The following is a 21,946-nucleotide window of genomic DNA, read 5'->3' as shown; positions in this document are numbered from 1 at the left end:
AACACCATTACAATGGTTTAACAGATTTACTATACACGCCCATTTTCATACTGTATAATACATCTTTAATTATCAATTCATTCCTTTTGGTCTATAGAAAGGAGAGTCAAAATGGAACTTCTTCAACTAAAATACTTTCAGACAGTCGCACGATTAGAACATATGACAAAAGCCGCTGAAGAACTGCATATCGCACAGCCTTCGCTTAGCAAAACAATCGCTAGATTAGAAAAGGACTTAGGCGTCCTATTATTTGATCGCCAAGGTCGACAGATTACATTAAACTCTTTTGGAAAAGTATTTTTAAAACGCGTAGAGCGCATTTTTCATGAATTAAGTGAAGGCGAACGAGAAATTAAAGATTTAGCTGAATTACAACAAGGCTCTATTACACTGGCCGTTTCTATTCCGAGAATATTACCAGAACTACTCGGTTCTTTTTTACTAGAACATCCTAACGTTCGATTCCAACAATTTCTCGCATCTACTCCTTCTATGAAGCGACAACTAGATAATATAGAAATTGACTTTTGCATTTCTTCTGTGCCAATTGAAGGCGAGGAAATTATGTGGGAACCGCTTATTACAGAAGAAGTTTTCTTAGTTGTCCCTTCAGGTCATCGTTTATCAGGACGCGAAAGTATCCATCTGCATGAAGTAAAAGACGAACCATTTATTAGTATGAACACTGGTTACGGATTTCGGCACTTAACGGATGAATTTTGTAAAGAAGCTGGCTTCACTCCACATATCGCTTTTGAAGTAGATGAACCAACCGTGATTAGCGACCTTATTAAGCAAGGTCTCGGCATCGCCTTTGTCCCAAGTTTAACTTTATTAAAAAACTCTACTTTAGCATTAAATAAGTTACGTATTATTGAACCCAATTGCGAGCGGACTATCGGATTGAGTTGGTCGAAGAAACGCTACTTATCAAAAACCGCTCAGCAATTCCGTAGATTCGTAATTGACTACTTCTCCAATATTAGAACGTAAAATTATATCGACTTAGTAAAAAATAAAAGGTGCCACCTTCAGAGGATAGCACCTTCTATTTCTTACTCTTCTCCAATTCCATTTCCGCTAAAAGCGGCAATACGTTATCGAAAATATGCGTATTATTATTTTCACCTGTTACGTATCCACCGTAATATCTACTAAATATATTGTCATTTCGGAATGTGGCCATATGATCATATAATTCCTTTGCAAACTTTGTATCACCTGTTTGTAGTACGTACAAGATCGTTAGTCCGTATGCGGCTGGTGATTCATAATTCACAGTTTGTTTTCCCGTTTCTAAATTGTAACGACCGTATAGCTTTCCATCCTCCTGGAACTTCTTCTTGATAAATTCCAAATAAGCAGCTGATGAAAGGCCACCTAAACTTCGATGATATGCAACATATGATTGGTCAATAAGATTTACTTCTTTATCGTACGTAAATGTACCATCTTCTTTATACTCTTTTGGGAATGCCCAGCCATGCCTTGGATAATCCGCTAAAAATTGAACGACTTCCTGATATTGCTGTGCAGAAACTTTGCCGTACTTTTTCATATACGAGAATGCGTGTGGATTTAAGTATGATGTCGTTGCAAAATTATTTTGTTTCCCTGCATCTGCATCATAATAATCAACGTAATAATTATCTTTCTTATTATAACGAATTACAGCGTCACTCAATTGATCTGCCAAGTTTTTATAACGCTCTTCCTTGTACATTTCATAAGCACGATATAATTGTTCTATAATACGAAGATCATCTATAAGTGCATTTGTAGCTGACTGCATTTCTCCCTTTTCAGAGATTTTCCATATAACAATATGCTCCTTATGTACAAAGCTATTTTGAATAACCTTAACTTGTTCATCGAATAACGCTTGATCGTTTTTATCCAATGTATATTGTAGCCATAGTCCTGCTGATTCCGATAAAGCTTCACGGCCTTTCGCTTCACCCGTACCTGCCTTTGTATCCGCTAAACGATATGTGGCAAGCGTCCCATTTTCATTCACCATATGTCTTAAAATAAAATGTTCTGTACGGTTTCCTTGTATAGCTGACCAAAATACAATGCCACCTAAAGCGATTAAGAGAATAACTCCAATCCCTATATATAAACGTTTCCGCAATCTTTTCACCTCCCTAATAAGGCTAGCCTTAATTTTACCAGAACATACGTAAAATTAAAAAAGACAATCTATTAGATTGTCTCCCTTGCCTCTATCCCTCACAAGCCTCTTTAGAAGGTCTATATAGCGATGCCACAAGTCGATCATATTCACGACGCGTAATCTCTTTATTATACAGCTTCAATAATAAATCTCTATGCTCTTTTGAAAATGCCATCTTTTTAATGACTTCAGGATACATAAAACATCCTCTCCATTTCACATAAACTTCTTCACCTCGAAAAACAGAACTTATGTTCGCATAAAAGATTATAAAATATTCCTTACTAAAAAACAAACAAAATATTATTAAACATTAACTTCTTTCTATTTAGAATATTCAAACATTATATTACCATATCCACTTTTTAAATACATATATATTTTTGGTAGTTTTTCTGAATAAATCTTCCAATTCAATCAGAAAATAATGGCAAAAAGAAGAGGAGTTTACATATGGATACGGTAACATTAGCAAGAGCATTTTTTGGTTCTTCATTAGCATTCCACATTATCTTTGCAACACTTGGTGTCGGACTTTCATTAATGATTTTTATAAGTGAAATACTCTATCACTGGAAGAAAGATTCCGATTACGCCATTATGGCGAAAAGATGGACGAAGGCTTTTGCCATCCTTCTCGGTGTAGCAATTCCAACTGGAACAATTGTTGGTGTGCAAATCTCACTTCTTTGGCCTGGTTTTGCCAAAATTGTTGGGCAGGTTATTTCTGTTCCCTTTCAAATTGAGATTTTCGCCTTCTTTTTAGAGGCGTTGTTCATGTCTATTTATGTATATGCAGCTGACAAACTACCTCCATTCATGAGATTAATCTCGCTATTCTTCGTCATGATTGGTGCCACGGCATCTGCCGTGCTTATTACATCAGCAAATACATGGATGAATACACCCGCAGGCTTTTCAATGGGGCCAGATGGATCAGTTTTTAACGTTGATCCATGGAAAGCTTTCTTTAATCCGAGTTTTGGTACAAGCGCATTCCACGTTGTGATTACAGCCTATACAACTGGAGCTGCCGTCATTGCCTCTATCGCTGGATTTAAATTATTAAAGAAGAACTTAAGTAAACGTGAAATTGCTTATCATAAAAAGGGACTACTGTTAGGACTCGTCGTGACATTTATTACAGGTGCTACGATGTGGCTTTCGGGACACGAATCGGCGATTGCCTTACATAAGCATTCTCCTGAAAAACTTGCATCTGCCGAAGCTTTATTTGAAACGACATCACATGCACCGTTATCAATTGGCGGAGTTGTAGACCCTAACACACTTGAACTAAACTATGCACTAGAAATTCCGAACATGCTTAGCCTACTAGTGGGACTCGACCCTAGCACCGTCGTAAAAGGACTAAAGGAATTCCCACAAGAAACATGGCCACCATTTTACACACATACACTATTCAACTTAATGGTCGGCACCGCTGCCTTTACTTTTGCAGTTGCAGCAATCGCCCTCTTATATTGGTACTTTGTTTACCGAAAAAAAGGTGCAGAATTACCGAAGTGGCTTCTTTGGGGAGCTGCAGCATGTGGACCAATTATGATGCTCGGTATTGAATTCGGGTGGATTTTCAGCTGTAGTGGTCGTCAACCGTGGACCATTTATGGTATGCAACGGACAGTCGACGCTTCTACACGCGCTGATTTTGTCGGTCCTTTATTTATTCTATTCATCATTTTATATATTGGACTCGGCATTTTAACAGTTTTTGTACTACGGACATTCTTTAAGAAACATCCGCTTACAAATGATTTACATCACGAAGGAGGCGATTCTCGTGCATGAGGAAAGTATTGCAATCATCATCTTATGGGCTCTTATTTTCGTATACAGTATATTAGGGTCCATCGATTTTGGAGCAGGTTTTTGGGGCATGGTATACGCAAAACATCCAACGCTCGCTGCCAAACTTGCCAATCGATACTTATCACCAACTTGGGAAGTAACAAATACATTTCTCGTTTTTGTCGTTGTCGCTTTTCTCGGTTTCTTTCCGAAAGCTGCTTTCACCCTTGCGACAGTGATGTTCGTGCCAGTTATGTTAATTTTAATACTCATTGCAATTCGCAGTACATTCATGGTATTTGCTTACTCTCTGCCAAAGTATCAATTCCTCCTTCGGGTGATTTCAGGTATTACTGGGCTCTTAATTCCAGCCTTATTAATTACTGTTTTACCCGTTACAGAGGGGGCTTATATTACAATCTCTGAAGGAAAAGAAGTACTCCTGTATGGAAAACTTCTTTCTAGCCCGGTTATCTACTGCTATATGCTCTTTGGGCTAACTTCGGAACTATTTCTCTCCTCTCTCTTTCTTGCTGATTTTGCGAGAGAGCAAGGTTCAGAAGATTCGTATAGAATTTATAGAAGAAACGCCATCATCCTTGGCCCTGCAACACTCGTTACGGCGATTATCGCCCTCGTTGTAATGGATCCGGAAACACACTGGCTTATGCAAGGACTAATAAAGCAATTCCCATGGTTTACAGTTTCTATCGTTTTATTCGTTATCGGATACTCTTCTCTTTGGTGGACAAACAAGAAGTACGGCACACTAGGATACCCTCGCATCGCCGTTTTAGCGGTCGTCGCTCAATATGCATTTGCAAGTTACGCTTACGGTGTCGCACATTTACCTTATATTATTTATCCTGATGTAACTGTATTTACAAGTTTTACAACGACAGAAACATTCTATGCATTGCTTATCCTATACGCAATTGGAATCGCAATTTTACTACCAGGATTTATTTTCTTCTGGAATTTATTCTTGAAGGATCGAACTTTTTTGAAGGAAAAATAATATATTCGGGGGAGTCTGTTCCAAAAGGCATTTTGGATGGGCTCCTTTTGTCATGTTTTGTCGATAAGTCGATATATTTTAAAAATCGCTGATATATTTTGAGTTGCGCTGATATATTTTAAGTTGCGCCGATATATCTCCATAATCGCTGATATATTTTAAGTTGCGCCAATATATCTCCATAATCGCCCATGTAAATTTCATTTACTATCTTACTGCCCCTCTAATTTATAGACTCCTCTCATAATAGTTATTTCACTATTCGTGACACTTGTCCTTTCGCTTGAAAAACACATATTCACTTTATTCCATTATATGTCTAGTTCTTCCTATTTTTTGTTGAATATACTACTAATACAAACCTTGAGACAAGCTACATTGGTTTAAGGAAAAGTAGAAAGGTAGGTAAAATATGAGCATTGAAATATGGATTACTATTATTGTATTCTTCTTAACGATGATTGTTATCTTTTGGCGACCCCGTGGCTTAAATGAGGCTTGGCCGGCAGCAATTGGCGCTGGCATTATCTTGATTACTGGACTTGTATCAAGACCAGACGTCATAGATATTATTAGTAAAATTGGCGGTGCCTCTATAACAATATTAGCGACCATCGTTATGGCGGTTATATTAGAAAGCTTCGGCTTCTTCCACTGGTCCGCAGCGAAACTTGCAAATTTAGCAAAAGGATCTGGTCGCCGTCTATACTGGTATATTCAATTATTATGTTTTCTTATGACTCTTTTATTTAATAACGACGGTAGTATTTTAATTACAACTCCAATTTTAATTCTTCTTCTAAAAAACCTTCAATTAAAACCACATCAACAAATTCCTTATTTATTAAGTGGTGCTTTAATCGCTACTGCATCTAGTGCACCAATTGGTGTAAGTAATATCGTAAACTTAATCGCATTAAATATCGTTAATATGACTCTTTACATGCATACTGCTATGATGTTTGTACCTGCAACACTAGGTTTATTATTTATGTCATGGCTCATGTATACAGTGTTAAAGAAAAAGCTTCCTAAAAAATTACCTGTTTCTTCTTATGACATTGAAGAGATTTTCTTCACAAAAAACTTCCATCCACTTAAAGGAACAAAATCTGTTAATACGAAACAAAAACGTACAAAATTTATGTTAAAAGTATTAGGTTTCGTCTTTCTTATGCGCTGTCTTCTATTCGTTGCATCCTTCTTATCGATTCCAATCGAAATTGTTGCTGTACTCGGTTCACTCGTTCTTCTCATCTGGAGATGGTACTACTTACGAACAAACCCAGTCGATATTTTGAAAAAGACACCGTGGCACATTTTAATTTTCGCTTTCTCTATGTATGTAATTATTTACGGGCTTCACAACGCAGGATTAACAACGGCGCTTGTAAATTGGCTTGAACCAGTTGTAAGTCAACATCTACTCTATGCTAGCTTTGCAATGGGCGGACTTGTATCTATCCTCTCTAACGTCTTTAATAATCACCCTGCACTTATGATTGGTACCATTACATTAACAGAAATGGGCCTAGATCCAGTCACATTAAAAACTATCTATCTCGCAAATATCATTGGTAGTGACATCGGTTCACTATTATTACCAATCGGTACGCTAGCTTCCCTCATTTGGATGTATATCCTAAGACAAAATAAAATTAAAGTGAAATGGAAAGATTATTTAAGCGTATCTCTCATCGTAATCCCACTCACAACAGCCGTCACATTATTCCTCTTATACTACTGGGTACAATTATTCTTCGCCTTATAGAAAATAGAAGCCCCCTTTGCTACCGTCTTAGCAAAGGGGGCTTCTTCTATATTTAAGTTAGGTACTACAGTGTGATCAATCAAGTAAAGAGGTGTAACGTGTTATTGGTATAAATGACTACCAGTGTCTTTAAATTCTTTCGCTTTCTCTTTCATCCCTTTTTCAATTGCTTCTGTCGTTTCTAAATCATTGTCTTTCGCATATTCACGAATATCATGTGAAATTCTCATACTACAAAACTTCGGTCCACACATTGAACAGAAATGAGCCGTTTTCGCGCCTTCTGCTGGCAATGTTTCATCGTGATATTCCATCGCACGTTCAGGGTCTAAAGATAAATTAAATTGATCGCGCCAACGGAATTCAAAGCGAGCTTTTGAAAGTGCATCATCACGCTGATGAGCCGTTTTGTGCCCTTTCGCAAGATCAGCTGCATGTGCAGCAATTTTGTACGTAATAACCCCCGTGCGAACATCATCTTTATTCGGTAAACCTAAATGTTCTTTCGGTGTTACATAACAAAGCATCGCCGTGCCAAACCAGCCAATCATCGCCGCTCCAATTGCCGATGTAATATGGTCATAACCTGGTGCAATATCTGTCGTTAACGGCCCAAGTGTATAGAACGGCGCGCCCTGACAAATATCAAGCTCTTTCTCCATATTCTCTTTAATTAAATGCATCGGTACATGCCCAGGTCCTTCAATCATCACTTGCACATCATGTTTCCAAGCAATCTTCGTTAATTCACCAAGTGTTTCAAGCTCAGAAAACTGTGCTTCGTCATTTGCATCTGCAATCGAACCTGGACGTAATCCATCTCCAAGAGAGAACGAAACGTCGTACTGCTTCATAATTTCACATATCTCTTCAAAATGAGTGTATAAGAAGTTTTCTTTATGATGGAATAAACACCACTGTGCCATAATTGAACCACCACGTGAAACGATACCTGTCGTACGCTTTGCAGTAATCGGAATGTAACGAAGTAATACGCCCGCGTGAATCGTAAAGTAATCCACACCTTGCTCCGCCTGCTCAATTAACGTATCACGATACACTTCCCACGTTAAATCTTCTGCAATTCCATTTACTTTTTCCAGCGCTTGATAAATCGGTACAGTTCCAACTGGTACAGGCGCGTTACGAATAATCCACTCACGCGTCGTATGAATATTTTTACCTGTAGATAAATCCATAATCGTATCCGCACCCCAACGCGTTGCCCACGTCATCTTCTCTACTTCTTCTGCAATTGAAGAAGATACAGCAGAGTTTCCGATATTTGCATTGACCTTCACGTGAAAGTTACGGCCGATAATCATCGGTTCTGCTTCCGGATGGTTAATATTCGCTGGTAAAATGGCACGACCTTCCGCGATTTCCTTACGAACAAACTCAGGCTCTACTCCTTCACGAATCGCAACATATTCCATCTCAGACGTAATGATACCCTTACGTGCATAATGCATTTGCGTAACATTTCCACCTTGCTTTGCTCTAAGCGGCTGACGATCCATTTGCGGGAAAACAGGCGTATGTTTCAAAGCCACTTTCACACCGTCATCCTCTGGTTTTACTTCGCGCCCTTCGTATGCTTCTACATCTCCGCGCTCCAGGATCCAAGAGTGGCGCGGCGCCTGCAATCCCTTTTCCAGTTCCACTTTATACGCAGGATCTGTATAAGGACCGCTCGTATCATATACACGAATTGGCGGATTCGGAATACCGTTCGTTTCGCTTTGTTCAATCTCGCGCATCGGCACTTTCATACCCGCGCGTGGTCCATCCACATACACTTTCTTACTTCCTGGTAAACTCGATTTCAATTCAATTTGCTCAGCTGAAACAGACTGTTTCATAACCTTTGTTGCCCCCCTGTACGTGACAAGGACAAGATATGGCCAGCGTATGCCAAAATAAAAAGAGCCAGGTCCATAAAAAAATAAGGACCTGGCTCATAAAGACATCATTATGTAAAGCCGTTAACTTCCCTACGCTGGTACGAGCCAGATCAGGTCCAAAGGGTTAAGAAGTTCACACGCTTCTCTCTCAGCCTACGCATACGTTAGGCACCCCTAGTTTATCACTGATTTAATTTTCAATACTTTCCCATCATACACGATAATCTGAAAAATGCAAAGTTTATTTCTTTTGTTGTTTATGGAATCATCCACGTTAAATAATATGCCTGTACATACGTCATAATACCAACAATAATTACGAAGAATAAACTATGCTTCACTGTAAAGCGGAATAAATCTGATTCTTTTCCAGCAAGTCCAACTGCCGCACAAGCAATTGCAATCGATTGCGGAGAAATCATTTTTCCTGTTACACCGCCCGTTGTATTTGCTGCAACGAGAAGTACTTCAGATACACCGACTTGCTGCGCTGTAATCGCTTGTAAATTCGAGAACAGTGCATTCGCTGACGTATCGGATCCTGTTAAAAATACACCGATCCAGCCTAGGAATGGTGAGAAGAACGGGAATAGTCCGCCAGTTCCTGCAAGTGCTAATGCTAATGTAGAAGATAGACCAGAATAGTTTGCGATAAACGCGAATCCTAATACGAATCCGATAGATAGAATTGGCATCTTAAGCTCATTTATCGTTTCTTTAAATGTTACTACTGCATCTTTTGCACTCATTTTCAAAATAAAGATAGAAATGATACAAGCAATTAAAATTGCTGTTCCCGTCGCTGATAAAATATCTAATTTCAAGATTGCTTCATAAGGCGTCGGTTTATTTACAATTGGCTCTGCTTTCATTACTAAATTGTGTAAGCCTGGAACTTCAAACTTAAACACAAGGCTTTCCAAAGCACCGCCTGGAGCAAATAACGCTTTAAAGAAACTTTGGCTCCAAATGACTACCATCACAGTTAAAATAATGAATGGAGACCATGCTTTTACTACTTTTCCTACCGTTAGTTTCGGCATAGATATCGCCGTTGCTGCTACCTCACTATTTGCTTCTTTAGACTGATAGATTTCTTTCGGCTGCCAAACTTTTAAGAATAGCGATAGACTCACTAAACTTACAAGTGCTGACGTAATATCCGGAAGTTCTGGCCCTAAGAACGTCGCTGTAATGAACTGCGTAATTGCAAATGAGCTACCTGCTACAAATAGAGCCGGCCATGTTTGTCTTACTCCTTTAAATCCATCCATTAAAAATACGATAAAGAACGGAACAAATAATGATAAGAACGGTAATTGATGCCCAGCCATTTGTCCAATTTTATGCGGATCAATACCTGTTACTTGTCCAGCAACTGTAATCGGAATTCCCATCGCTCCGAACGCTACTGGTGCCGTATTTGCGATTAAACACAGACCCGCTGCATATAAAGGATTTAACCCAAGACCTGCAAGAAGCGCTGCGGTAATCGCTACTGGTGCACCAAATCCTGCTGCCCCTTCCAAAAATGCTCCAAATGAAAAACCGATTAAAATAACGAGTAAACGATGGTCATTCGTAATGGATAATACAGATGCACGAATCACATCGAATTGACCTGTTTTCACAGATATTTTATATAAAAATACCGACATAATGATAATCCAAGCAATTGGCCATAGTCCGTATAAGAAACCATATCCCGTCGCTGCCATCGCCATCGTGAACGGCATCTTATAAGCGAATAACGCAACTAAAATTGTAAGTACGACTGTAATTAATCCTGCCACATACCCCTTCATGCGGAAAACTGCTAAAGCTAAGAAAAAAAAGATAATCGGAATAAGTGCGACCGCTGCCGAAATCCAAATGTTTCCGAACGGATCATAAACTTGTGTCCATGTGTTCATTGTTCTCTCCCCCTAAAGAATCCCCTTTTAAATAGAATAACCTCATCAATAGACTATCAGGTCATCATACCTTTAAACCTAAAATAAAAAAACGTCAAAGAAAACGTTTTCATTAATTTTATCACAACAATTTTCATTAAAAAAGATTTTTTTGAAAATTTTATTATTTATCATAAGAATCTTACAAAAACGTCACGTTCTTGTAATGTTCATCGATAGGAAGCTCGCTACATTTCCTGCATAATAAAGGTATAAAAACGGATATTATTTATGAGGTGATATATATGAACGGAAACAAAATATTAGCAGCTTTATCATACTTTAGTGTATTATTTGCCCCTATCTTATTCCCTATCATTGTGTGGATTGTGGGCGATTCTGAAACGAAACCGCACGCAAAACGCGCTCTATGGACACACATCATTCCAAGCATCGCGTCATTTATTGGATTTATTATTCTAGGAATTATGGGTATCGGATCGAATCAACCAGACGTAACACTTGGAATTGGAGCAATGATTGTCTTATGTATTTGTGGCATTATTAGCTTATACTACTTCATTTGGAACATCGTAAAAGGTATTAAAGTGCTGAAAGCTTAAGTTTAAACAAACGTTTGATTAAAACAGTACGCATCATAATAAATGAAATTTTATCGGCGATACGACAATCTTTTAATAAGAAAAAACCGTCCCAAAATACTTTTTGGGACGGTTTTTTTATCTTCTGCGTTTCTTCTTTTTTCTCATCATTTTTTTGCGGCGCGTATTCACTTTATCCGCTATAATGTGAAGCGTACTTGCTACAATAATTCCCATTACGAACGTTACAATTTCAACCTCATGTTCCTTCGCAATTTCTATTAAATTCCCATCAAGCGCGATTACATTTAATAGGAATAAAAACGGAGAAAACACAATTAACATGTATGCAATACGAATCACATCACCAAGTATAATTGTATGTGTAAAGAAGGATCGATGCGGCATGACCTTCTTATACGGATACCAAAATATACGTAGGAACCCCCATTTATTATACGCATTACTATATGTATCTAAATCCGGCGTTAAAAATGAAGTACCTACTAAAAAGCCAATTGCAAAAGTTAATAAAAAATCCAAGTCTGTTAATCCATACGAAAAGAGCATAAACAAAACAACCGGAAGGGATATTAAGTTTATTTTCGTATGCGTTCTTCCTGATGGCATAATGCACTTCCTCGCTTACGTTCGCCCTGTCACCATATGACAGTTCTCACCTACTGATCTAATTTCTGATCGATAAAGGATGTGTCTATATCCGAACCAAACCATTCTGCCAACTTCACTCGTGCCTTATCTTTCACCTCTTCATTGACGTATAACGACGCTTGTAATAGAGCAGCCATTAACGCCCCTAAATCATCTGTATAACCAACTCCAGCAATGAAATCTGGGATGGCATCAATTGGTGCAATAAAATAAGCAAGTGCTCCAATCACAATAATTTTCACTCGCTTTGGAACATCAGGTCTTTGCAAAACGTAAAACAATAATAAACTTGCATAAATGACCGACTGCCCTGCTTGCTTTGCAACATGTTTTACTTTCTTCCAAAACGCTTCAACTGAAAATTTTTGTTCCATGTAAAAGCCTCCCTATTTTTTTAAAGAAATAAGCTACAATATGTTATCAGTAAAAGTTCATCAAAATTACACATAATCTATCAATGAACTTTCATTGTAACAAACAAACTAAAAAAGAACAAGTGTTCGTTAATTTTTACATACTTCCCTTCATATAATAGGTTTCTAGATAACCACTCACCCATTGTCATTTCTTATTTCTCAACAAAAAAATTTTCACTTTCACTGAACATTCTGCTCTACCTTTGTTATATTTTCTAGTTGACGGACATATAAACGAATGTTAAAGTTTTCTCTGGTAGTGACAAATCTCATACAAAAAATGTAAAATGTTATAGTGTTTCTCAGAAATGAATTTTGTTGTATAATACAGAAATGACGTTATGCTTATGAGCAGCACAAGAAACCAAAAGGGTATGCATAGTTATAGTCGTATATGGGTGAATATAGAACCTCTAATTATGGCCAAGAAAACTATGTATTTTTTATTTTAGCATTTTTCGCTCCAAAATCGACCAAGCCTGATAGAGAAAGGGTGGAAATGAATGAAAGAAACCTTGAAATCACAATTTCAAAATGTGCGTTTCACTGTATTCGTAGCTTTAGCTTTATGGCTGAAGACGTACCTTATTACACGCACAAGCTTTGATTTAAAACTTGAATCTTTCATGCAAGAATTCATTTTATTCCTTAGCCCATTAGCAGCATCATTACTGCTTGTTGGTCTTGCATTATTTGCAAAAGGGAAAAAACGTAACTATATAGCACTTGGAATTAATTTTGTTTTAACAATCGTTCTTGTTGGTAACGTAATGTTCTACGGATTCTACAATGACTTCGTTACTTTACCAGTACTAGGACAAACATCTAACTTTGGAAGTTTAGGTTCTAGTGTGAAAGAATTGTTTAACTACAAAATTATCCTTGCATTTGCTGATATTATTGTATTCTTCATTTTATTGAAGAAGATGAAGAATTTTGCACCGACAGAACGTGTAGCACGCCCAATGCGTTCCCTATACTTCGTGTCAACAGTTGCTATTTTCTTCGCAAACTTAGGACTTGCAGAAGCTGAGCGTCCCGAACTATTAACACGTTCATTCGACCGCGTTATGCTTGTTAAAAACTTAGGTTTATATGTACACCAAGTGTATGATCTTGGCTTACAAGCAAAATCAAGTTCACAAAAAGCTTTTGCTGACGGTAGTAAATTACAGGAAACAGAGAACTACGTAAAAACAACGCAAAGCAAACCAGATCCAAATATGTTTGGTACGGCAAAAGGGAAAAACGTAATTGTTGTCTCTCTTGAGTCATTACAAACATTCTTAATTGGTGCAACAGTTAACGGACAAGAAGTTACACCATTCTTAAACCAATTTACGAAAGAAAGTTATTACTTTGATAACTTCTTCCACCAAACTGGGCAAGGAAAAACATCTGATGCTGAATTCTTAGTAGATACTTCAATGTATCCATTAGATCGTGGTGCTGTATTCTTCACACACGGTAATAACGAATATACAGCAACTCCAGAAATTTTACGTGAGCAAGGATACCATACATCAGTATTCCACGCGAACAACGCAACATTCTGGAACCGTAACATTATGTATCCGGCACTTGGTTATGATCGTTACTACAACGAGCTTGACTACAAGATTACGCCAGAAACGAAATTAAATTGGGGATTAAAAGATATCGAATACTTCGATCAATCTATCGATATGTTAAAAGAAGTGAAGCAACCGTTCTATACTCGCTTCCTTACTTTAACAAACCATTACCCATTCACTTATGATGACAGCACGAAATTAATCGATGAATACAATTCTGGTGATGGCGTATTTGACCGTTACATGGTAACTGCTCGCTATTTAGACGAAGCAATGAAACACTTTATTGAGCGTCTAAAAGCAGAAGGCATTTACGACAACTCAGTTATCGTATTCTACGGTGATCACTACGGTATTTCTGAAAACCATAACCGTGCAATGGCACAGTTCTTAGGAAAAGAAGAAATCACTGCATTTGACCATATGAACTTACAAAAAACACCGATGTTTATTCACGTTCCAGGTCAAAAAGAAGGTAAAACAATTTCAAAACCAACTGGTGAAATTGACATTAAACCAACAATTCTAAACTTACTTGGTGTAGATTCTACGAATCAAGTTCAATTCGGTCATGATGTATTCTCACCTGATAATAAGGGATTCGTTGTTCTTCGTGACGGTAGCTTCGTTACAGATAAGTACATGTACACGAACAGTACATTCTACGACCGTACTACTAGCGAAGTTGTACAATTACCAAAAGAAGAATCTCAACCACTCATTGATCGTGCCCAAAATGAATTGAACATGTCTGACAAAATCATTGAAGGTGACTTACTTCGCTTCTCTGAAAGTAATAAGACCAAAACCGGTGAAGTAAAGACAGCTATTAAAGAAGAAAAGAAGAGCGCTGAGTAATCTCAGCCTCTTTTTTTATATTTCTCCATACAATCACTTATATTCATTAACTTTAACATTACATAACCTTTACCAAATATTCACATAGGATTAACGAAACATCTCTATAATAAAATATGTAAGCAAGGTTCTATATATTTCTTATCTCTCATCTGTAATAAGATCCCTTAAAGAAATATATGAATCGTTTATTTCTACTTTCTTATAATTGTCTTTCAATATGTTTTGTTTCCATACACAAAACATTCAATAAGACGATGTCCCTATGAAAGATAGCTACCCTCCTTGTGCAGCATTCCATAAGAATGTTGCTTTTTTTTATTCAAAAGCAGGATTCTTATTTCTCATTTTCGAATTTGTATATACAAAATGCTGTAAATCCCTACTACTTCTCTACCATTTACAAATACATATACGTCATATGTAAAGAAGTACTCACATAAAAATTACTATAGTGGTTTTTATTCCAAATGAATGAAAGCTTCACTTTACTTATGCACTTACGAAAGGATGGGACAGAAATTGGCATACGAAAAATTTGTACTATGGAATGATGCAGTTATTGATACAACAAAACATCGCGCGTACATAGAACTTGAAGAAAGAGGCTTGCAGTTTGGAGATGGTGTCTACGAAGTTATTCGCCTATATAAAGGGAACTTTCACTTATTAGATCCGCATATCACAAGATTATATCGCTCCATGGAAGAAATAGAATTATCACTCCCTTTCTCAAAAGCAGAACTTATTATCCTACTTTACAAACTAATTGAAAATAATAATTTCTACGAAGATGGAACGATTTATTTACAAGTATCTCGTGGTGTACAAGCTCGTACCCACACATTCTCATATGACGTCCCGCCGACAATCTATGCCTATATTACGAAGAAAGAAAGACCCGCGTTATGGATTGAATATGGTGTACGTGCTATATCAGAACCAGATACCCGCTGGCTACGCTGTGATATCAAATCATTAAATTTATTACCCAATGTATTAGCCGCTACGAAAGCTGAACGTAAAGGTTGTAAAGAGGCTCTTTTCGTACGAAATGGTACTGTAACTGAGGGAAGCTGTTCTAATTTCTTTCTCATAAAAAACGGAACTCTCTACACACATCCAGCCAATCACCTTATTTTAAATGGCATCATTCGTCAGTATGTCCTTTCTTTAGCGAAAACCCTTCGCATTCCAGTAAAAGAAGAACTGTTTAGCATTCGCGATGTTTATCAAGCGGATGAATGTTTCTTTACAGGAACGACGATTGAAATTTTGCCGATGACTCACCTTGATGGAACTGCCATCCAAGATGGTCAAGTTGGCCCTATCACAAAAATGTTGCAAAGATCCTTTTCTCAAAGCTTGTTACAATCCAATATGTCATCTTCTTAAACGCGAATAATTTCTAACCTTTCTACATTCAATATATGTATTTAAATGGAAATCAAGGTGTAATTTATGCCTTGATTTTTTCTTGTAATCTTTTTGTCATATTCAGATTCCCGCATAAGTCTTGACAGTAATCGACATGCTCTTTAGAATTTTTAACAGTTGGTAAATATTTCTTCACTATATTACAGACAGAAAGGAATCGACAAATTATGAAAAAATACCTTGCCGGTCTTGCGGCAGTGTCTGTAGCAGGAGGAGCAGCACCTACACTTGATAGTGTTCAAGCTGCCCCTGAACAAAATACACAAAAAGCTGCTACACAAACTGTCCAAGCTTCCGCATCAAACAGCTCATCTTATACGGTAAACACTAGCGTATTACATGTTCGTGCAGGATCAAGTACTTCTCACGACATCATCTCGCGTGTTTATAACGGTCAATCATTAAATGTGATTGGCGAAGAAAATGGTTGGTTCAAAATTAACATTAATGGAAAAACAGGATTTGTTAGTGGCGAATTTGTATCAAAAAATGGAGCAAGCAATTCTAATGTAAGTACAACAGGTGGGAACAATAAAGTTACTGCCGATGTATTACGTGTGCGTACAGCTCCTAACACTTCTAGTTCTGTTTCTGGGCGTGTATATGCAGGACAAACGTTAAACGTTGTCGGCCAAGAAAATGGTTGGGTGAAAATCAACCATAATGGACAAGTAGGTTATGTAAGTGGCGAATTCGTATCTGGCGTTTCTTCTAATGCAGGTTCTTCAAACAACAATACAAATAATAACAACCAAGAATCTGTAAAACCAGCAAGCGGAAACTATACAGTAAATGTATCTTCCCTACGTGTTCGTACAGGTCCTAGCACTTCTCATACAACTGTAGCTTCTGTTACAAAAGGACAAGTTGTGCAAGTTGTTGGAGAAGTTCAAGATTGGTTCAAAATCAATTATGCAGGACAAACTGCTTACGTAAGCAAAGACTACGTAACAAAAGGCGGTTCTAACGACAACGTTACACAAGGAAACAACCAAGATAACAAACAAGAACAAAACAATAATGTAACTGTTCAAACTGGCGGTACTTACGTTGTTAACGCAACATCTCTACGCGTTCGTACAGGCCCTGCTGCTTACCATAGTGTAATTGGTGGCGTGTTAAATGGTACTACATTAAACGTAGTTGGATCTGAAAACGGTTGGTTTAAAGTAAACTATCAAGGAAAAACAGGCTTCGTTAGTAGCGAGTTTGTAAAATTCGTTAAAGGTGGCTCTGCTACTCCTGAACAACCAAAACAACCTGATCAAGGTGCAATTGGTGACTACTACATTAATGCTTCTGCACTAAACGTACGTAGCGGCGAAGGTACAAATTATAGAATCATAGGGGCACTTCCACAAGGACAGAAGGTTCAAGTAATCTCTGAAAACTCTGGATGGAGCAAAATTAACTACAACGGTCAAACTGGTTACATCGGAACACGTTACCTTTCTAAAACACCAGTTGGTGGCGCGGTAGATAATAAGCCTAACAACAACCAAAATAACAATCAAAACAATAACAACAATAATACAGGCAATAATAGTGGTGATAGTTCTTCCATACTTGCATATGCAAAAGGAATGCAAGGCGTACCATACGTTTGGGGTGGTACTTCTGCTACTGGTGTTGACTGCAGTGGTTACATCTACCACGTATTTAAGAAATTTGGTCATAACATTAGTCGTCAAAGTGTTGCAGGATATTGGGGTAGCCTACCACAAACTTCAAATCCACAACCAGGTGACTTAATTTATTTCAAAGATACTTATAAAGCAGGTCCTTCTCATATGGGTATTTACCTTGGGGGCGGATCATTTATCCAAGCCGGAGATAAAGGTGTAGCAATCGCTTCATTAAGTAACTCTTATTGGAAGAGCCATTTCTTAGGATACACAAAAGCACCTTAAGTTATATTTTTAGAGCCTTCTAGATTACTAGAAGGCTCTTTTTAATATATGTCACCTATATCCCCGAAAAAATAATGTATCTATTTCCCTATTTCATACACTATATTCTACAAAAACACTCCATAACGTTATCATAATGTATATTTTTACATAAAAAACATAACCTATTTCATGTCTAATCATTTTATATGTGTTTTTTTAAAGAATTTTCTTTTTATTTAAACTTTTCGTTAGACGTTTGACCTCCGATGTCCATTATGATAAGTTACTTAAGATGTTATATTCGTAAACGTATAGACAACTGGTTTATACACTTTTTTACTATGAGGAAGGAGCATACACTGCATGAATCTTTTATGGGGAATTGGCGGCGTGATTGGAGTATTAGCAATTGCTTTCTTACTATCTTCCAACCGCAAAGCTATTAATTGGCGCACAATTTTAATCGCGCTAGCATTACAAATGTCATTTTCATTTATCGTATTACGATGGGATGCCGGAAAAGCAGGTTTAAAATACGCTGCAGATGGCGTTCAAGGATTAATTAATTTTTCTTACGAGGGAATTAAGTTCGTTGCTGGGGATTTAGTCAACGCAAAAGGCCCTTGGGGATTTGTTTTCTTCATTCAAGCACTACTTCCAATCGTATTTATTAGTTCATTAGTTGCAATCTTATATCATTTCGGTATTATGCAGAGATTTGTTAGTGTCGTTGGTGGCGCATTAAGTAAACTTCTTGGAACTTCTAAAGCAGAAAGTTTAAACTCAGTAACAACTGTATTTTTAGGACAAACTGAAGCTCCAATCTTAATCAAACCTTACTTAGCACGTTTAACAAATAGTGAATTCTTCACTATTATGGTAAGCGGTATGACAGCTGTTGCCGGATCAGTTCTTGTCGGCTATGCAGCAATGGGTATTCCGTTAGAACACTTATTAGCAGCAGCAATTATGGCAGCTCCATCAAGTTTATTAATTGCGAAACTAATTATGCCAGAAACAGAAAAAGTAGATAATAACGTTGAACTTTCTACAGAACGTGAAGATGCAAATGTTATTGACGCAGCAGCACGTGGTGCATCTGAAGGTATGCAACTTGTTATTAACGTAGCAGCAATGTTAATGGCTTTCATCGCATTAATCGCTTTATTAAATGGTCTGTTAGGATTAATTGGCTCTCTGTTCCATATTAAACTTAGCCTTGATTTAATCTTCGGTTACTTACTATCACCATTTGCAATCTTAATCGGGGTTTCTCCTGGTGAAGCTATACAAGCAGCAAGCTTTATCGGTCAAAAACTTGCAATCAACGAATTCGTTGCATACGCAAACTTAGGACCACACATGGCAGAGTTCTCTGCAAAAACAAACTTAATTTTAACATTCGCAATCTGTGGATTCGCAAACTTCTCTTCTATCGCAATTCAATTAGGTGTAACAGGAACATTAGCTCCTACTCGCCGTAAACAAATTGCACAGTTAGGGATTAAAGCAGTTATCGCTGGTACATTAGCAAACTTCTTAAATGCAGCAGTTGCAGGTATGATGTTCCTATAAAATGATGCAAAGTCTCCTCTTTCTAAAGAGGGGGCTTTTTATTATATGTTGTATATTTTTTCGATATATATTAAATACTTTATGCTTAAATATAAGAACATTATGATACAATAATTAGTAAGTCTGTTTATTTTTTCTTGCAAAAGAGAGATACTACTTGTTGTTGCTCTCTCCAAAAGAATCTAGTCATCCGGTCTATTTCTTAATAATTGTGCATACTACAAGTATCCTTGCATGAATTACCTTTAAGGAGGAAAGTTTTGTGAAAAATAACTTCTATAAAGTCCTCTCTATGTGGATTTTACAAATTTTATTTTATTTTACAACTGTACATGTAACGCAATATGAGCATGCTCTCATTTTTACAATTATATATGTAATTGTTAATGTACTATTTCTATTATTGACTGATAAAACCGCATTTGTTCTTTTTATATTAGGAACCATTACTTCGGTATTCTATCTGTTCTACCAAGCATGGCTTTACTTATGGAGTACATCGGAACAATGGGAATACATTATTACTCACTTCCTAATGGCAGCAAACTTCTTCATCGTATATATCTCAACTCATTTATTAAAGAAGGTTATTCATGAAAATCAAGAATTAACCAAACGTGTGAGAACGTTAGAACAATACATTGGAGAATCAAAATTATTAACAAGACAAGAATTCGAAAGACGACAAGCATTATTAATCACTGCAATGAATCGTCGTAACGAAACAGGTATTATTATTTACTTTGATTTCAATTCCTTTAGTAAATATACGAAGGAAAGTGTTATGAACCGTGTAGCTTCATTATTAGTTGAAACGATAAGAGATGACTTTGATCTTGCTGCTGAATACGATAATAATAAGCTAGTTATTTTATTACAAAACACAAATGAAGCCGGTGCTGACATTGTAATGAGCCGTCTAAAGCCAAAAATGGAGCAATGGCTTGCTGCTGAAGCGATCCAAGATATACAAATTTCACGCGAGCAAATTGGGAACAAAGGAAAGACGTTATTATGATGACACTCGTTATACTGCTTTTATTCCTTCTGTTTTGCGTACTCGTTTTTTGGATTAGTATCACATTTTCGATTAAGTATATACTTATCTTTACAGCCTTTCTATTCTCTGCCTTACTTGTTTACTATTCTTTCTTAACACTCGCAGGTTTAGTTCACCGAAATAGTAAACGAAAAGATCGTACGCTAGAACATTATCCAAGCGTCGACATTTTAATACCAGCCCACAATGAAGGGGTCGTTATTAAAGATACTTTAGAGGCGATGGCAAAGATTGAATATCCAGGTAAACTAACTGTTTATTTATTAAACGATAACTCTCAAGATGAGACACCTGAAATTGGTGACGATTTTGACAAAGCTTATGCTCATATTCGTCACATTCGTGTTCCAGCGGGTGAACCAAAAGGGAAATCGCGTGTATTAAACTACGGTCTTAGTATTTCAGATGGTGAATACTTCTGTGTGTATGATGCAGATAACCAGCCTGAACCACATGCACTGCGAATGCTTGTAGAACACGCTGAAACAACCGAGGATGCTGTTGGAGCTGTTGGTCACGTTCGTACTGTAAATGAAAACAGAAACTGGCTAACACGAATGATTTCATTAGAATTTCAAATCTTCCAGCTCCTTATGCAATCAGGACGCTGGTTACTATTCCAAACAGGTTCACTAACAGGAACAAATATGCTTCTTCGTCGCTCTGCATTAGAAGAACTTGGCGGCTATGACCCGTATGCAATTGCAGAAGACGCTGAATTAACATTACGAATTACACAAAAAGGCTATCTCTTACCGATCGTTCCAGAATCAATTACATGGGAACAAGAACCTGAGCATTTAAAAATCCTTATTAAGCAGCGTACACGTTGGCTCCAAGGGAACTTGTACATTTTAGAAAAAATGTTTTCTTCCTTAAGTTTCTTTAAAGGAAAACTTCTCGTCCATTCCTTACAACAAGTTTTAGTGTATGTTGTATTTTGGCTATTCTTAATCATCTCGAACGTTTGGTTTGTAATTGGCTTACTCGGGATATTCCAAATTCAATATAGCATTCCGCTACTATTTATGTGGTATGTCGCATATATTACATATATTTCTCAATTATTTAGTGCCCAGAGTGTGGAACGAACCTTTACACCAACTAATATTTTTATTAGTGTTATCATGTACTTTACGTACGCACAGCTCTTTACGTACTTATTCATTCGCAGCTTAATTTTATACTTACGTGCAAAGAGCAAGAAACAAGTCATTGGCTGGGATAAAACAGTTCGATTCAAAAAAGAAAAGTAAAACTTTAATCAGTGGGAGAACTCCCACTGAT

Annotated in this window: 17 protein-coding genes and 1 riboswitch; of the genes, 11 read left to right on the top strand and 6 right to left on the bottom strand. The window is 37.2% G+C overall.

The window, feature by feature from the left end; genetic code table 11:
- Nucleotides 1-111 precede the first annotated feature (111 nt).
- On the top strand, nucleotides 112-996 hold the full coding sequence (locus tag AC1DMU_RS16610; RefSeq protein ID WP_476941533.1) for a LysR family transcriptional regulator: 885 nt from the start codon (nucleotides 112-114) through the stop codon (nucleotides 994-996).
- Nucleotides 997-1,051: 55 nt separating this feature from the next.
- Here the strand turns inward: AC1DMU_RS16610 and AC1DMU_RS16605 are convergent, their stop codons facing one another.
- Nucleotides 1,052-2,137, bottom strand: coding sequence for a transcriptional regulator (locus tag AC1DMU_RS16605; protein ID WP_142291831.1), 1,086 nt, complete (start codon nucleotides 2,135-2,137; stop codon nucleotides 1,052-1,054).
- 91 nt (nucleotides 2,138-2,228) lie between these two features.
- Nucleotides 2,229-2,378: a hypothetical protein gene (locus AC1DMU_RS16600; protein WP_000283173.1), complete on the bottom strand. Its 150-nt coding sequence runs from the start codon at nucleotides 2,376-2,378 to the stop codon at nucleotides 2,229-2,231.
- A gap of 254 nt (nucleotides 2,379-2,632) precedes the next feature.
- Between AC1DMU_RS16600 and cydA the strand changes: the two genes are divergently transcribed.
- From cydA to AC1DMU_RS16585, 3 genes are all read left to right on the top strand, one after another.
- A complete protein-coding gene (cydA, locus tag AC1DMU_RS16595) occupies nucleotides 2,633-3,988 on the top strand; it encodes a cytochrome ubiquinol oxidase subunit I (protein ID WP_000381970.1) in 1,356 nt (451 codons plus the stop codon).
- Complete coding sequence (locus AC1DMU_RS16590) at nucleotides 3,981-5,006, top strand: cytochrome d ubiquinol oxidase subunit II (protein WP_000544164.1); 1,026 nt, start codon at nucleotides 3,981-3,983, stop codon at nucleotides 5,004-5,006. Before cydA ends, AC1DMU_RS16590 begins: the two co-directional genes overlap by 8 nt.
- A gap of 412 nt (nucleotides 5,007-5,418) precedes the next feature.
- The gene (locus tag AC1DMU_RS16585) at nucleotides 5,419-6,777 is read left to right on the top strand and encodes an arsenic transporter (protein WP_088064818.1); all 1,359 of its coding nucleotides are present in this window, start codon (nucleotides 5,419-5,421) and stop codon (nucleotides 6,775-6,777) included.
- 101 nt (nucleotides 6,778-6,878) lie between these two features.
- Here AC1DMU_RS16585 and thiC read toward each other — a convergent pair whose 3' ends face one another.
- The gene (thiC, locus tag AC1DMU_RS16580; RefSeq protein WP_000814449.1) at nucleotides 6,879-8,639 is read right to left on the bottom strand and encodes a phosphomethylpyrimidine synthase ThiC; all 1,761 of its coding nucleotides are present in this window, start codon (nucleotides 8,637-8,639) and stop codon (nucleotides 6,879-6,881) included.
- A 112-nt stretch (nucleotides 8,640-8,751) separates the two neighbouring features.
- A riboswitch (TPP riboswitch) is annotated at nucleotides 8,752-8,867 on the bottom strand.
- 71 nt (nucleotides 8,868-8,938) lie between these two features.
- Nucleotides 8,939-10,594 carry an L-lactate permease gene (gene lldP, locus AC1DMU_RS16575; RefSeq protein WP_088064819.1) on the bottom strand — a complete coding sequence of 552 codons (1,656 nt, stop codon included), beginning with the start codon at nucleotides 10,592-10,594 and terminating at the stop codon, nucleotides 8,939-8,941.
- A gap of 284 nt (nucleotides 10,595-10,878) precedes the next feature.
- Here lldP and AC1DMU_RS16570 point away from each other — a divergent pair, with 284 nt between their 5' ends.
- Nucleotides 10,879-11,196, top strand: a complete 318-nt coding sequence (locus AC1DMU_RS16570; protein ID WP_087983179.1) for a magnetosome magnetite crystal formation protein family — start codon at nucleotides 10,879-10,881, stop codon at nucleotides 11,194-11,196.
- A 117-nt stretch (nucleotides 11,197-11,313) separates the two neighbouring features.
- Here the strand turns inward: AC1DMU_RS16570 and AC1DMU_RS16565 are convergent, their stop codons facing one another.
- Nucleotides 11,314-11,805 (bottom strand): metal-binding protein, encoded by a 492-nt coding sequence (locus AC1DMU_RS16565; protein WP_088064820.1) that lies wholly within the window; start codon nucleotides 11,803-11,805, stop codon nucleotides 11,314-11,316.
- Nucleotides 11,806-11,855: 50 nt separating this feature from the next.
- On the bottom strand, nucleotides 11,856-12,221 hold the full coding sequence (locus AC1DMU_RS16560) for a YkvA family protein (RefSeq protein ID WP_088064821.1): 366 nt from the start codon (nucleotides 12,219-12,221) through the stop codon (nucleotides 11,856-11,858).
- A 545-nt stretch (nucleotides 12,222-12,766) separates the two neighbouring features.
- Between AC1DMU_RS16560 and AC1DMU_RS16555 the strand changes: the two genes are divergently transcribed.
- The 6 genes from AC1DMU_RS16555 (at nucleotide 12,767) to AC1DMU_RS16530 (ending at nucleotide 21,915) form a co-directional block, all read left to right on the top strand.
- Nucleotides 12,767-14,695, top strand: a complete 1,929-nt coding sequence (locus AC1DMU_RS16555) for an LTA synthase family protein (protein WP_060488013.1) — start codon at nucleotides 12,767-12,769, stop codon at nucleotides 14,693-14,695.
- Nucleotides 14,696-15,205: 510 nt separating this feature from the next.
- A complete protein-coding gene (locus tag AC1DMU_RS16550) occupies nucleotides 15,206-16,090 on the top strand; it encodes a D-amino-acid transaminase (RefSeq protein WP_088064822.1) in 885 nt (294 codons plus the stop codon).
- Between the two features lie 209 nt (nucleotides 16,091-16,299).
- Nucleotides 16,300-18,042, top strand: a complete 1,743-nt coding sequence (locus tag AC1DMU_RS16545) for a C40 family peptidase (protein WP_088064823.1) — start codon at nucleotides 16,300-16,302, stop codon at nucleotides 18,040-18,042.
- Between the two features lie 345 nt (nucleotides 18,043-18,387).
- On the top strand, nucleotides 18,388-19,599 hold the full coding sequence (locus tag AC1DMU_RS16540; protein ID WP_088064824.1) for a NupC/NupG family nucleoside CNT transporter: 1,212 nt from the start codon (nucleotides 18,388-18,390) through the stop codon (nucleotides 19,597-19,599).
- A gap of 262 nt (nucleotides 19,600-19,861) precedes the next feature.
- Nucleotides 19,862-20,617: a diguanylate cyclase domain-containing protein gene (locus AC1DMU_RS16535; protein ID WP_088064825.1), complete on the top strand. Its 756-nt coding sequence runs from the start codon at nucleotides 19,862-19,864 to the stop codon at nucleotides 20,615-20,617.
- The gene (locus tag AC1DMU_RS16530; protein ID WP_088064826.1) at nucleotides 20,614-21,915 is read left to right on the top strand and encodes a glycosyltransferase family 2 protein; all 1,302 of its coding nucleotides are present in this window, start codon (nucleotides 20,614-20,616) and stop codon (nucleotides 21,913-21,915) included. The genes AC1DMU_RS16535 and AC1DMU_RS16530 overlap by 4 nt, the downstream gene beginning before the upstream one ends.
- The last annotated feature ends 31 nt before the right edge of the window (nucleotides 21,916-21,946 follow it).

This window comes from Bacillus sp. 01N45 (assembly GCF_056399205.1).
The sequence above is the reverse complement of the archived record's forward strand: the minus strand, read 5'-3'. Positions and strand labels throughout refer to the sequence as shown.